The sequence below is a fragment of the Methanosarcina sp. 2.H.T.1A.6 genome, assembly GCF_000979455.1.
Classification (GTDB): Archaea; Halobacteriota; Methanosarcinia; order Methanosarcinales; family Methanosarcinaceae; genus Methanosarcina.
The window spans coordinates 26,332-40,144 of the sequence record NZ_JJOY01000012.1 but is presented as its reverse complement, the minus strand read 5'-3'; the positions used below and the strand labels follow the sequence as shown (position 1 = coordinate 40,144).

The 13,813-nt window shown below is 43.4% G+C and carries 10 protein-coding genes; 6 read left to right on the top strand and 4 right to left on the bottom strand.

All coding sequences use genetic code 11. The features are described 5' to 3' along the window. From cdhC to cdhA, 3 genes are all read right to left on the bottom strand, one after another. Positions 1-1,350: CO dehydrogenase/CO-methylating acetyl-CoA synthase complex subunit beta (gene cdhC, locus EO98_RS03380; protein WP_048143148.1), on the bottom strand; the 1,350-nt coding region annotated here is incomplete at its 3' end. A gap of 23 nt (positions 1,351-1,373) precedes the next feature. Further along, positions 1,374-1,886, bottom strand: a complete 513-nt coding sequence (gene cdhB, locus EO98_RS03375) for a CO dehydrogenase/acetyl-CoA synthase complex subunit epsilon (RefSeq protein WP_048135321.1) — start codon at positions 1,884-1,886, stop codon at positions 1,374-1,376. A 2-nt stretch (positions 1,887-1,888) separates the two neighbouring features. Beyond that, on the bottom strand, positions 1,889-4,306 hold the full coding sequence (gene cdhA / locus EO98_RS03370; RefSeq protein WP_048143150.1) for a CO dehydrogenase/acetyl-CoA synthase complex subunit alpha: 2,418 nt from the start codon (positions 4,304-4,306) through the stop codon (positions 1,889-1,891). 2,398 nt (positions 4,307-6,704) lie between these two features. On the opposite strand from cdhA, the gene EO98_RS19525 reads away from it, so the two are divergent. From EO98_RS19525 to EO98_RS03350, 4 genes are all read left to right on the top strand, one after another. Beyond that, entirely contained in the window at positions 6,705-6,845 is a 141-nt protein-coding gene (locus EO98_RS19525; RefSeq protein ID WP_235283912.1) for a hypothetical protein, read from the top strand. A 95-nt stretch (positions 6,846-6,940) separates the two neighbouring features. Beyond that, a complete protein-coding gene (locus tag EO98_RS19520; RefSeq protein ID WP_082098454.1) occupies positions 6,941-7,816 on the top strand; it encodes a DUF134 domain-containing protein in 876 nt (291 codons plus the stop codon). A 266-nt stretch (positions 7,817-8,082) separates the two neighbouring features. Continuing rightward, positions 8,083-8,721 carry a LysE family translocator gene (locus EO98_RS03355; protein WP_048143152.1) on the top strand — a complete coding sequence of 213 codons (639 nt, stop codon included), beginning with the start codon at positions 8,083-8,085 and terminating at the stop codon, positions 8,719-8,721. A gap of 183 nt (positions 8,722-8,904) precedes the next feature. After that, entirely contained in the window at positions 8,905-9,720 is an 816-nt protein-coding gene (locus EO98_RS03350; protein ID WP_156161006.1) for a hypothetical protein, read from the top strand. A 500-nt stretch (positions 9,721-10,220) separates the two neighbouring features. On the opposite strand, the gene pncB is transcribed toward EO98_RS03350, so the two are convergent. Further along, positions 10,221-11,426, bottom strand: coding sequence for a nicotinate phosphoribosyltransferase (gene pncB / locus EO98_RS03345; protein ID WP_052734583.1), 1,206 nt, complete (start codon positions 11,424-11,426; stop codon positions 10,221-10,223). Positions 11,427-11,689: 263 nt separating this feature from the next. On the opposite strand from pncB, the gene EO98_RS03335 reads away from it, so the two are divergent. Both EO98_RS03335 and EO98_RS03330 read left to right on the top strand, forming a co-directional pair. Next, positions 11,690-12,874, top strand: a complete 1,185-nt coding sequence (locus EO98_RS03335) for a PLP-dependent aspartate aminotransferase family protein (protein WP_048143158.1) — start codon at positions 11,690-11,692, stop codon at positions 12,872-12,874. A gap of 185 nt (positions 12,875-13,059) precedes the next feature. Then, positions 13,060-13,566, top strand: coding sequence for a type 1 glutamine amidotransferase domain-containing protein (locus tag EO98_RS03330; protein ID WP_048143160.1), 507 nt, complete (start codon positions 13,060-13,062; stop codon positions 13,564-13,566). Positions 13,567-13,813 lie beyond the last annotated feature (247 nt).

Sequence of the window (13,813 nt, the reverse complement as noted above, 5' to 3'; positions counted from 1 at the left end):
GGTCAGCTTTATTCCGCTGCCTGAACCGCCGGACATCATTGGCATTGCAGGCATCTGGAAGCCGGCTGCAGGCATCATCATTGGAGCGGCTGCAACTGCTACTTCCTCTTCTTCTTCCTCTTCTTCTTCCTCTTCTTCAGCAGCAGCTGCCCAGGTGGCAACTATCGGGTGTTTCTTCTCTTCGAGGAAGGCCTTCAGGGACTGGATGTCACTTGCGTCTTTCTCGGTTGCGATCTTGTCTTTGAGGTCTGCAGGGATGGTTTCGTCAATCTTCTCCTTAAGCATCGAGGGTAGCCAGACAACTCTGTTCCAGCCGCCGTCAGCCTGGATGAACTTGGGGGAATAGAAGTAGTTGATACCGATACCGAGGAAACCTACGATCTGCTTTCCGCCACCGGTCTGACCGGCCATTGTGGAGAATCCGATACCGTTCGGGGCCATTCCCTGGTACTCTCTGTTAACCCAGCCAATACCGTCGACTTCAGGGATGTAGAACCCGACTACTTCAAAGCAGCCGCAGGATGTGTGCGGGGAGTCAAAGAAGGAGTGTAGTTTGATCTTGTCGAATTCGCCGGCGGAGAGTTTCTTGGCAATTTCGTTTACACCGGAGTATTCACCCATATTTGCATCAAGAAGTTCACCCTTGGCGATTTCAAACTGGGGACCTTCTGGGTCTACCTTTGCTGCTGCACGGCCGTCGAACCAGTTGATTGCACCACAGAGAGAAACCCTGTCAGGAGAGACTACACAGACGTTGGTCGGAGCAAAGGACTGACAGAGGGTGCATCCGTAGAAGACATCCACATCTTCATCGTGCAGGTCTTTTGTCCTTGCGTCTCTTGCCTTGAAGATATCCTTTGCGGCTTCGAGCTGCTTCTTAACCTCTTCTTCATCGGTGTAGAATGTAACCTGCATCTTCTCGATGAAGGGCAGTTCACTCTTGAAGAGCATCATTACAGCTTTTCCGAAGGAGTCAAAGGAGTCCATCTTTGCAGCTGTATCCTTGGAAACTCTCATCCAGACATCGTACCTCTGGTTCAGGTGCATAATGCCCTGGCAGTAGTTGATGAAGTCGTGGACACGTCTTTCTACGACTGATTCGAGGTCAGGCTCGACGAGTTCTCCACCAATGTTAAAGACCATTGCCCAGGGATAGGTCTTGCCTTCTTCCAGCTGCTTGAGGTCGGGACCGATAATTGTTACTTTGTCGTCCTCAATTTCATCCATGGGCGCTGCTCGGACAAGTTCCAGACCGACGGACTTCGGGCCTCCGAGTTCGACAAACATGCCTTCTTTTCTTACTCTTTCCCCTTCATACATTGGGGAAATGTCAAATGGGAATTCTGCCATTATGTTTCGCCTCCTAAATAGAATTATAATGCATCAATAAGTTCATCCAGGGCAGCATAGTGGTCTGCCTTACTCAGGTTTCCGAAGGACATTGTTGCGTTCTGGATGTAGTTCCTGTCAATTGCGATTGCCTTTATACTACTGAAGTTTTTAGTCCCGGACAGTACCTGGTTGAGGTAGTATTTGATGTGCCCAAGGACGATGAGTGTGTCATAAGTCCCATTGCCGTCAAGCCCTGGCCAGTTTTGGTCTGTTACATAAAAGCCTAGCTGGTGAAGGTTGATGTACTTTGCATCAACATCCTTGTCAACAAAGCCGGGCATAGAGCTTCCGGTAGCTGCAATAGGAATTTTTGTTTTCTGTGAAATCTTCACTACCCTGGCCAGGAGTTCCGGATCAAGGATCTTTGTCCCTACCACAATGAGTGGCCTCTTTGCTTTTGAAATCAACTTGGCTGCTACCTCAGGGGTGGTCGCTTTGGAAGTTGTCACTCCGTAACTGGTAAAAAGCTTGGTGTTTTTGGTAGTGTCTACCATTTTCAGGCCTCCTTGCAAAGTCTCTTGAGGTTCGTTGGCTGTGCTGAGACATCGAACTTAATCTTCGGACCGGAGATAATCTTCTTCCTCTTCCAGTCAATTTCCCAGCCATGCTCTGCTTCAAGCCTCTTGAGGAGTGATTCACGCTTGGCAAGTGGGAGGTCGGCTTCGTTTCTAACGAACTTCCACCAGTCTTCCGGTTCTACTCCGAGGTACTTCAAGGAAAGCTCCATCCAGTGGGTCAGCTTTATAGATCTGCCCATGTTGTTGTCGGACGGGCGGATGCAGGCTTTTGCCATCATCGGGATTGCTTCCTGCCAGGTTTCTGCGGTTGTCAACAGGAATTCCGGTGCTGGTGGGATGTTCATCTCTGAGCCATCTCTGGCGTCATAGACTTTCCACTTGGACTCATCATAGTTCTTGGCAATCAGGGCTCTCCTGTACTTTGAACTGTGTGGGCCGAGCACTGCCGGGATACCATAGATATTACATCCGGTACCTATTGAAGCAGCTTTCTGAGAGTATGCACCCCAGGCAAGTCCGCATGCGCCTACACGGTTGAGAGTGTAGTCTGCAATTTCTGCCAGGTTTCCTGCCATGGTCCTCTGGGCAAAGATTCCGGCAACTTTCTCAGCGGCTCCAGTGATGTGTGCGTTGGACACACAGGAACCATTGTTAAGCAGTCCGCCACCTGCGAATGTACCCGGATACCTTTCGTAAAGGGTCTTGCCTTCTTCGTCCTTGAACATACCAATATCCATTGCGGAACATCCGGTAACGGCCAGGAGGTAGTTTCTCTTCAGGAACTCTTCGGCGATGAGGTATACATCTTTGGTACCGGCCGGGTAGTTCGGACATCCGATGATTGCGATGATGCCGGGGGTAGTTCCCATAACGAGGTTCAGGCCTTCTTTCCTGATCTCGGCGTCACTTACCTGTCCTCTGCCAGCTCTTACCCATCCTTTCTCTTTGCTAATAGCCTTCTGTGCAGCTTTCTCAATCACATTCAGGATTGGGATTTCTTTCTTACATACCTGTTCGCAGCGGCGGCACCCGATACAGATATCATGAAGGGTTTCGAGATACTCGTAGCTTCCCTTGGCTGCATATTCAAAAGCTTCTGGGATGTCGAGCTCTTCCGGACATGCCAGCAGGCATTCTCCGCATTTGGCACACTTGTCAATGTATACTTTGAACTCTTCGTCAGTCGGGATTGCTGTGATACCTTCTGCATCGCGGATTGGGGCCATTACTTCGGCAAGCTTCGGGACGAGTTCTCCGAGCTTTTCATAGTCCAGCATTACACAACCAGGTATTGCCCCTGACTTGAGTTCCTCAACTATTGAATCCACATCTGCGTCTGTGCGGTCCGGCAGGCCCATCATGATCTTTTCGTTGGAAGCGATAACAGGGATCCTGAGTTTCTGGGATTCTGACAGGACATCACCGCGGACGCACTGTTCGTCGACAACAATGACATCAGGCATTCCGGAACGGATAACCTTCAGTTCTTTAGCCAGGGACCCTATGATTTTGGCGTATGGGAGTCTCCTGTCGGCTTCTTTGTACCTGCTCATATCGAATGCGGTACAGCAAAGCCCTGCAATTTCCATCTTGTCGGTGAGGTTATTGTCCTCCATGTAGTCCATGATGTAGGTTACACCGGCTACGTTGTGCCCGATGACAACAATGATTGGCTTGGACTGGTCAAGGGTCCCCATTCCGATTTCAATGAGGGGAGCTTCCGGATCAGCTTTCGGGAAATCATATGCCGAGATCTGGGCAATATCAGAAATTTCCATGCCGACGTGGTCCAGGCTACCACTGAATAGGGACTTTGAGTCGTAGTCAATTTCTGCGCTTTCCTGACCTGCGTGGATGGTTGCAAGGAGCTGGGTGAGCTGTTCTTCAACATACTCCATTGGAGCTCTGCATTCTCCGAGGGTCTTTGGGCTGAGTCCTGTGCAGATTGTGACGTTAGGGGTCAGGACATTTGATTCTCCAAGGTTGAGTGGAAGATCTTCACCAAAGACCTCGATCACATGGTCAAGCAGGTGGCGTCCGTGGGCAGCATGGCATGCCGTACCTGTAATTACACGGAGGAAGAATTCCCTTCCTGTCTGGCCAGCCATGTCAATACCACAGGCTCCTCTTTTGTTTCCGGAAAGATCACAAGGTCCATAGGTACAGTAACAGCACTGGTCACACATGGGGGTCAAAACAGGCTCGTAGCGGTTAAGAAGAAGCAAGTTCCAGCTTCTGTAGGATGCTATGCTGGCCAGATTAGTAGGTCCCATCGGGCCTAACTCTTTTGCTTTTTCTTCCGCAGCCTCCTTTGCTGCCCCTACAATATTATTGATAGTGATCTGAACGGATTCAAGATCTTCTATAGAAAAACTCCCAGTAGTTAATTTGCTCATTTTAGCTTTACCTCCTAAATACGCTTAAAGTCACTTCATCCGACGATTCTTGAAAGTTCCAGCTAGTTAAATGACTTTTTTAGAGATCGTTTTTCACTTTTTATAGAATTTACACACTTAAAATACAAAATCAAGTACAGTATGTTAAGCAGTTAAAACTTAAATTTTTAGAGAGTTGGGAGTTCACTGCTTTTATTTTAGACATCAAGTGGGTAAGTCCTATATTCGTAAATGTTGTGATCTCAGAAAAATAAAAGAGATCTTAGAGACTATCCGAAAAGTTCTATGCATGTTGTAAAATTTACAATTGGACAATTAGTGTTTATTATCCGGAATCCGTTCATTTGTGATCCGCCGATTGTAGAAATTACGTAGGTCACAGCACTTTTTGGACATACTCCTAAATTACACATAAGCGACGTATTATAAATAATTTCCATTTCTGTTCGGTTTAAATATAAAAATAAAAAAATTTCGTTGTATAAATCCGATCTAAACTTTTACGAGTCGTTGACTCGTAATGACTCATGAAAAACGGCATTACATACTCATTTTTCATAAGGGCCGAACATGAAATTATTTGAATAGGAGGCAAAACGAAAATACCAGTGATTAGCAGAACTTTTACGTTAAATCATGTGTAAAAGACCGAAACTAGCCACAGGACTAACGGACATATACTATAAATCTATTAAGTAAACGTCATATTTATAATCATATATTATGCAGTTATGGGTTTATTGCTATTGGTTTTTTACTTAATACACATACTCCTAAATGTGGATTCAGAGTTTATTAATTTTATCAATAGTTAAATTGTCGTAGCATTAATTATTTATACACCCTCTCTTTTGTGTATTTTGACTGTCAATTGAGTTAAGCGGAGTATCAAGAATCCCAAAAGCTACAAATTACTAACTCAGTGAAATTCAGTTAAGTGTTCTCGTAATTATTAACGTGTCCCGGGAAGAGCTCGAGGCATTCGTCTTTGCGGCCTTCTCCAGGTAGAGCATAATGAGGCTGCTGGCCGGATGAGGTATCCCGGAAAACTTTCTGGAACGATCTCCAGGAGTCCCGGGAAAAGTGTAGGACCTGCTTTAACAAGCTACTTTACTTTTTTTCAGCAGCCCCCTTTGCTGCCCCTACAATATTATTGATAGTGATCTGAACGGATTCAAGATCTTCTATAGAAAAACTCCCGGTAGTTAATTTGCTCATTTTAGCTTTACCTCCTGAATACGCTTAAAGCCACTTTATCAGAGGATTGTATTTACGATATTTGGCATACCAATACTGACTGTGCAATTTATATTGACGTCTGCTTGAAAGTTCCAACTATTTAAATGACATTTTTAGTAGATCGTTTTTTAACTTTTTATAAAATTTACACACTTACAATACAAAATCAGGTACAGTAAATTAAGTAGTTAAAACTTGAGTTTTTAGCGAGTTGGGGGTTCACTGCTTTCGGAGATGTGTATAAGAGACAGGTCCTATATTAGTAAACTTTGTGATATCAGAATAATAAAAGAGATCTTAGAGACTATCCGAAAAGTTCTATGCATGTTGTAAAATTTACAATTGGACAATTAGTGTTTATTATCCGGAATCCGTTCATTTGTGATCGGTGATTGTATAAGTTACAGTAGGTCACAACACTTTTCGGATAGACTCCTAAATTACACATAAGCGATGTACTATAAATAGTTTTCAGTTTTATTCGGTTTAAATATAAAAATAAAAATTCCCGTTGTATAAATCCTATTTAAACTCTTACAAGTCGTTGACTCGTGATGAAACCTGAAAAACGGCATCATATGCTTATTTTTCATAATAAAAAACATGAAATTATTTGAATGGGGGGCAAAACGAAAGTACCAGTGATTGGCAGAACTTTTACGTTAAATCATGTGTAAAAGACAGAAACTAGCCACAGGACTAACGGACATATGATACAAAACTATTACGTAAACGTTAGATTTATAATCGCATTTTATACAGTTATGAGTTTATTGCTATTGGTTTTTTACTTAATATTCATAACCCTAAATGTGGATTCCTATTTAATTAATTTATCAATAGTTAAATTGTCGTAGCATTAATTATTTATACATCCTCTCTTTTGTGTATTTTGACTGTCAATTGAATTAAGCGGAATATCAAGAATCCCAAAAGCTGCTTGTTACAAACTCCGTGAAATTCCGCTAAGTGTTCTCGATATTCAGTTGAGTGTTCTCGATATTCAGTTGAGTGTTCTCGTAATTATTAACGTGTCCCTGAAAGAGCTTGAGGCTATTCTTCTTTGCGACCTTCTCCAGGTAGAGCAGAACGAGGCTGCTGACAGAATGAGGTATCCCGGAAAACTTTCTGGAGCGACCTCCAAAAGGCACGACAGAAGGTGGCTGATGTTCTTGTCAACAGAAAAGCGATCGAGATCTCTGGAGGAGAATACGTTAATAGTGGTGAACGCAAGGTCGATTTTCTCTACAAAGAATGCGATCATGTGTGGAAACCAAAGTGCAACTTGTGTTTACTCTAATCCTTAATGACGATGTTAATGTCAATACTTTAAACGCTTTAAGTAAAATATATTGATCGATAGATATTTATTACGTGTCGCATAAGTGTAATTTGATGGTCAATAAAGTTAAGCGCAGGGTATCTTGCTTTCCAAAGGCCACCTATTACAAGCCCAGAGAAATCCCTCTTTGCTGTCTGGAAATCGCCAACCTATCCATAGAAGAGCTTGAGGCTATTCGTCTTTGCGACCTTCTCCAGATAGAGCAGAGCGAGGCTGCTGACAAAATGGGAGTATCCCGGAAAACTTTCTGGAACGACCTCCAAAAGGCACGACAGAAGGTGGCTGATGCTCTTGTCAACGGAAAAGCGATCGAGATCTCTGGAGGAGAATACGTTAATAGTGGTGAATGCAAGGTCGATTTTCTCTGCAAAGAATGTGATCATGTGTGGGAACCAAAGTGCGATCAATCTCGTCCCGCAAGCTGTCCGAATTGTGGTTCCGATCTAATTTTCCGACTCGGCGGCGATGGAAAGGGAAAGAGGTTTATTGAAAACGATTACTGTTGCCCTAAAAAAAGGGAAAGCAGCAGGAATACTAATGAAGGAAGCAAAAAAGTGACAACAATAGCTATACCATCGATGAGTGATTCTGGACTGGAGTCTGATGTATGTGCCCATTTTGGCTCATGCGAATATTTTACCATTGTAGATGTACGTGATCAAGCCATTACTGAAATCAGGACGATAAGCAACAGGTCTACAGATGGCGAGCACAATTGTGCTGCCCCTTCGAGAATCTTGAAATCGCAAAATGTCGAGATCGTGCTTGTCTCGGGCATCGGCGGAAGACCGTTAATGTCGCTGGCTGAAAATAAAATCAAGGTGTTTGCAGGAGCTGCGGGCAAGATTTCCGATGCAGTTCAGGACTTTAACAATGGGATACTATCAGAATTGTCTACTACGGGCACATGCAACTGCTCTCATCATTAAAGTGAGATAACTGTATATTGAAAGAAAAATGCAATTTCTGCGAGGGCATGTTTATTCTATACATTTCCTTCAACTGGAATGAAATGTATAGAAAAAAATAACTCTTCAGGCAGTCTTTACAAGACTACCTGAAGAGTCGCAGAAATTTAACTAAAATTGCTTGTAGATTAGACCTACTTTTTGTAGATTAAAAATTTTTTGTATATTAGACATATTTTTTATTCCCACGCATATTGTTAAGTTGTTAAAGGAAAATGTGAGAAAGCTTGATAGAACAATCTCAATTATTCTATTTCATTGCAGCCTCGGCAGCCCTTACATTTCTTCCGGGGCCCGACATTCTATTCGTTCTCACTCAGAGCATTTCACAGGGAAAACTGGCAGGAATTGCAACAGCAACAGGTTTGTGTACAGGCATACTTGTCCATACCAGTGCAGCAGCATTCGGGATTTCCACCCTTGTGTATAAATCTGCCCTTGCCTTCGAAATCGTAAAATATGCCGGGGCAGTTTACCTGCTTTACCTTGCCTGGAATGCCTTAAAAGAGAGTGATCAGCTGGTGTCTTCTGCCCCGGTCCGGGAAAATAATGCGTTTGCCCTTTACAGGCGCGGGATTTTCATGAATGTTCTTAATCCTAAAGTTGCCCTCTTCTTCCTGGCATTCCTCCCCCAGTTTGTAAATACCGGAGCAGGCAGTGTCCCCATGCAGATGGTATTCCTGGGAGTAGTGTTCCTGGTACAGGCCTGGGTGATCTTTTCTGCAATCTCGGTCTTTGCCGGAACTATTGGTGATAAAATTACACAGAAGCCCGGAATCGGGAAGTACATCAAATGGGGTAATGTAATATTTCGCCCACTTTGTTATGGATTAATTGCCCTAATGGTGATTTCAGAAAAAAGGTGAATTTGGCCTGTTTGGAAAAGAAGGTTTGATATGGCTTCTTTTCCTTCTACTAATCAGTAGAAATTTGAACAGTTGTGTGTTTTATATGTCTAAAAAAGTTTGAATGTAAATCTGGGGAACGTTATGTATAAGGAACATATAGCTTTCGAGACTCCTGTAGATTCAACTGTCATTTGGAGGTATATGGATTTTGATAAATTCGAGTCTCTGCTCGAAGATCAAGCTATTTATTTTCTAAATTTTAAACGTTTTGAAGATCATTTCGAAGGACTTTACCCATTTAGCAACTGGAAACATTTTCATGATGTTATCATGCAGCAAAAGTGGTACGATTTAGAAAATCCAGATAATCCAGTGTTGACATTAGAGTTAGTAAAACGGATAGGACGTCATTTTAAGGAAAATTTTGATAAGCCTTACCCTTTTGAAGAATGGAAACTTATCTATGAAAGCGACAATTGGGGTAGAAACACCGATATAAGAGTGTTATTCGAGCTAGTAGAATTGATGGAAGCACATATATCTTGGCAGTATTTGAAAGGTGGAAATTTTATAAATTGTTGGAGTGGGGGTGAACGTGAATCCAGTAAGATGTGGAAGAATTTTACTACGGAAGGTAAAGGGGTTTGCATTAAATCAAGTGTTAAAAGATTAAAAGAATGTTTTGCTGAAGACGGGGAATATGGAGTTAGGATTGGTACAGTAATTTATATTGATTACCTTACCGATTATCTGCCGCCTGACAAAAATGCATATTACATTTTTACACACAAGGACAGAGAGCATGATTATGAAAAGGAAGTAAGGGTGTATGTTTTGGAGGAAGGTAGAGAGTGTCGTAATAAAAAAAATATTTATGTACCGGTTTCCCTCGGCACTCTAATTGAAAAAATTTATATATCGCCAACGGCAGACGAGCATCTCTTAAATGATGTGAAAGCGATAACCGAGAAGCATAATCTAAAAAAAGAGGTGCTTTTATCGGATTTACGTAATTAATGTTCTGTCCCTTTCCATATCACGCCCAGCCAACGTGTACTGCTTAAAATTGGCAGGACTTTTCCGGGTGGAAATTGGGCAAAATTTTCCTCAATATTCCCTTTGTGGTATATAACTCGTCTGTGAAACCTGGCAGTTTCGGCCACTGTATCCAACTGAAAAAACACCTGCGGGTAAAATCAGTCTGAATAATTTTCTATGTTTGCATTTACTAGACAAGAAAAAATATTTCAAAATTCATGATGATAAAATAATAAAATTAAAAAAGTTAAGTAACTATTCAGCCTACCAAAATCAATCGATTGCTCTCGATTTTGATGAAACCGATATGTATGATTATTAACCAATGAGAATTGAAAAAACACGATCAATAGCCAACAATCAAATAAAATCAATTTTCAAAAATTTGCCTATTGAATCTTACTGAATATGGCTATTGATGTTGTTTTCCCTAGGCTAAATATTTACCCTTTTCCTTCTCTTTTTCCTTCTTCGTTAAGTCATTCATCAAGCCCTTTTCTTCCTACTATATAGTTTGCAACCCTGAGGGCATCCCTTTCTCCGGTCTCTTTTTCGGAGGAGTCACTTAATTTCACTACCGGAATGCCGTTTATACTGTGGAGTTTAATTACCATATTCAGAGGGGGGCTTTCCCGGAAGAAATCCGAATTGTTGGTAAGGCTTGTGCCGATTCCGAAACTGCAGTTGATTTTGCCCTGGCAGTACTTTTTGAGCCGGATTGCAGCTTCGGCGTCGAGAGCATCGCTGAAAACGATTACCTTTTTCATGGGGTCAATGCCCATTTTCCTGTAATGCTCTATAACCCTGTCCACAAAGAGGAGGGGGTCTCCGCTGTCGTGCCTGAAGCCGTCGTAGATTTTTGACAGCTTCAGGTCCATATCCTTAAAAAAAGCCTCAGAGCCGAATGTATCCGTAAGGGCAATTCCAAGGTCTCCTTTGTAGACCTCCACCCAGTTTTCAAAAGCGAAGCGGTTAGCGTACCTGAGCCCTATAAGAGCAGAAGTGCCCATTATCCATTCGTGACCTACCGTACCTATAGGTTTTAAACCATACTTCTTTGCAAAATAGACATTGCTTGTTCCTGTGAGGGTTTTTATCTGCAGGAGGTTTTTCATCACATGGTCGTGGAGTTCAAAGCTTCTCCGCCTGCGGGTCCCGAATTCAGAAAAAAGACAGCCGTTTTCCTCAAGCGACTTTCCGATTTCCAGAATTTTGTCTCCATAAGCTGCAAGTAAGGATTCGGACGTACCCGGGCTTATCGTGTTCCCGTTCCACTCCTTCTCTATAGTTGTGAAATATAGCTCGGAAACCGCAGCCATAAGGACAATCTCCCACAGAATCGTGCTGTGCCAGGGTCCTTTTATCCGGATGTCCAGTTCTTTCTCTCCGGTGAGGCAGACTTTTACTTCCTCGGGTCTGAAACGAAAATTTTTGAGGTATTCAAGGTACATAGGTTTCAGAAAAGGACAGTATTCACCAAGCCAATGATATTCCTCTTCTGTCAGCCTTAATCCGGTTATCTCTTCGTCTATGACTCTCCGGAGCTCTTCTACAAACTCTTCGGAAAAACGCTGGGGTCCCCGGTTGGTAAAACGGTATTCTGCTTCTGCTTTGGGAAATAGTTCCAGTACAGCCATCTGCATGGTAAACTTGTAAAGATCGTTATCAAGTATGGATTTTATCACGGAAGGCCTTCCTTTAACGTTTTAGGTTGCTTCTGGTGCAACATCCGTAACTTCTTAGTAATATTTCGGCTTTTTGCTTCATGTATATAGCCTTTTATATTTTTAAAATTGCTGATTTCTAATGTACCCACATAAAAGCAAGTTTTCTTTATTAAGATCGGGCAGACTTTAAATCTTTTTCCTGTCTTTCCCGCCAAACAAATAATTACCTGAAAGACAGATAATTATTCTGAAAATTAATTTTAACAGGGGTTTTTGGGGAAATGGAAAGAGAACTTAAGTTCGCAACAAAATGCGTGCATGCAGGAGAAAAGCCGGACCCGGTCTTCGGGGCGCACACGACTCCGATATTCCAGACTTCAACTTTTATTTTTGAGAATGTAGAACAGGGTGCTGCCAGATTTTCAGGAGAGAAAGCCGGGTATGTATACGCAAGAATCTCTCCGAACACGCCTACACATGCTGTCCTTGCCGAAAAGGTTGCTGTGCTTGAGAGCGGGGAGACGGGACAGACCTTTGCTTCAGGAATGGCTGCAATAACTGCAGTTGTGCTTTCTGCCCTGAAACAGGGAGACCACCTGATCTCAACGGATGTGGTGTACGGCTGCACCTACAGCCTCTTTTCAGAGGTTCTGCCCGGGCTCGGGATAGATGTCAGTTTTGTTGATACATCCGGTATAGAAAATGTGAGGGCAGCCTTTAAGCCGGAAACTAAAATGGTCTTTCTGGAAACGCCTGCCAATCCCACGATAACTGTCTGTGACATCAGGGAAATTGCCGGGCTTGCAAGGGCACAGGGAGCCATCTGCGTCGTAGACAATACCTTTGCCACACCTTATTTCCAGAAGCCTCTTCTGTTCGGGGCGGACGTTTCCCTCAGCAGCTGTACAAAATACATAGGCGGGCACGCAGACCTGCTCGGCGGAGTCGTTGTAGGAAGCAGGGATTTTATGAAAAGCCTGGGAAAGGTTGTCGGATATACAGGCGGGATCATGGGAGTGCACGAAGCCTGGCTCTGCATCAGGGGGCTTAAGACCCTGCACATCCGGATGGATAGGCATGCCGAAAACGCCATGAAGGTTGCGAGCTTCCTTGAGTCCCATCCCGCAGTGATGTGGGTAAGGTATCCGGGGCTTTCAAGCCACCCCCAGCACGAGGTCGCAAAAAAACAGATGAGCGGATACGGGGGAATGCTCTCTTTCGAGATCCGGGGCGGAGTTGAAGCCGGGCGCAGGCTTATGGACAGCGTCAGGCTCTGTTCCCTTGCAGTGAGCCTCGGGGCAACTGATACCCTTATCCAGCACCCTGCTTCCATGACCCATGCCTGTATTCCAGGGCATATAAGAAATAAGGTCGGAATTAAAGACGGACTTGTCAGGCTATCTGTGGGAATCGAGGACCCTGAAGATATAATTGCAGACCTTGAACAGGCCCTTTCAAAAACTTAATGCTGGGCAGGAAGAGGATTTCACCTGTTTTATTTTTGGAACCCGACAAGGTATATTTGCCGCTGGAATAATCTTCTATCTACAACATTAAAAGCATAAAACCAGAACCGCAAGACCAGACAAACCGTAAGCTAAATTGAAAGACTGAATCTCAAGACTAAAACCAGTCCGGGGGGAATTTCATTATGAAAGCACTTGTATTCGGAGCCGATGGTTTTGAAGACCTCGAACTTTTCTACCCTTACCACCGTCTGAAAGAAGAAGGAATTACCACACATGTCGCTTCTATGAAGAGGGGGCCGATAACGGGAAAGCACGGGTATGAAATTGATGCTGACATCGCCTTTAAGGATGTAAACCCTGCAGATTATGACATCCTTGTGATATCCGGTGGAAGAGGGCCCGAAAAAATGAGGCTCGACAAAGATGCCCTTGAGATTGTAAAACACTTTTTCAAGGAAAACAAACCCGTTGCTGCAATCTGCCACGGCCCCCAGGTTCTTGTTTCGGCAGGCGTTATAAAAGGCAGGAAAGCCACCTGCTGGATAGGGATCAGGGACGACATTATGGCCGCAGGCGCGCTTTATGAGGACAGTGAAGTTGTCGTGGACGGAAATTTAGTATCATCAAGGAACCCCTCTGACCTTTACGCTTTTGGAAGGGAAATGATTAGTATTACCAAACATTTGTAACTAAACTATTTTTTGGAGTATAGGGTTTTTGGGGTGGTAGGCAAAACAGCCATTACAATAAAATTTAGTTTAGAGAGTCAGCCATGAAATATTTCAAGACATTTTTAAGTAAGCTAGTGTCCTGGCAATTTAATTATTTTACATAATACTTTGACATCTTCTCATCGGCATTCTTCTTCGTAAATTTCCATTCAATTTTCTTTTCGTATTCGTTTCTCCTCTTCGTCCATGCACCCACTTCATGGGT

What these genes read in the sequence shown, in the direction of transcription:
- EO98_RS19520 (WP_082098454.1), top strand. Translation starts at nt 6,941, where the DNA reads ATGGTCAATAAAGTTAAGCGCAGGGTATCTTGCTTTCCAAAGGCCACC.
- EO98_RS03350 (WP_156161006.1), top strand. Translation starts at nt 8,905, where the DNA reads ATGGATTTTGATAAATTCGAGTCTCTGCTCGAAGATCAAGCTATTTAT.
- cdhA (WP_048143150.1), bottom strand. Translation starts at nt 4,306, where the DNA reads ATGAGCAAATTAACTACTGGGAGTTTTTCTATAGAAGATCTTGAATCC.
- cdhB (WP_048135321.1), bottom strand. Translation starts at nt 1,886, where the DNA reads ATGGTAGACACTACCAAAAACACCAAGCTTTTTACCAGTTACGGAGTG.
- EO98_RS03335 (WP_048143158.1), top strand. Translation starts at nt 11,690, where the DNA reads ATGGAAAGAGAACTTAAGTTCGCAACAAAATGCGTGCATGCAGGAGAA.
- EO98_RS03330 (WP_048143160.1), top strand. Translation starts at nt 13,060, where the DNA reads ATGAAAGCACTTGTATTCGGAGCCGATGGTTTTGAAGACCTCGAACTT.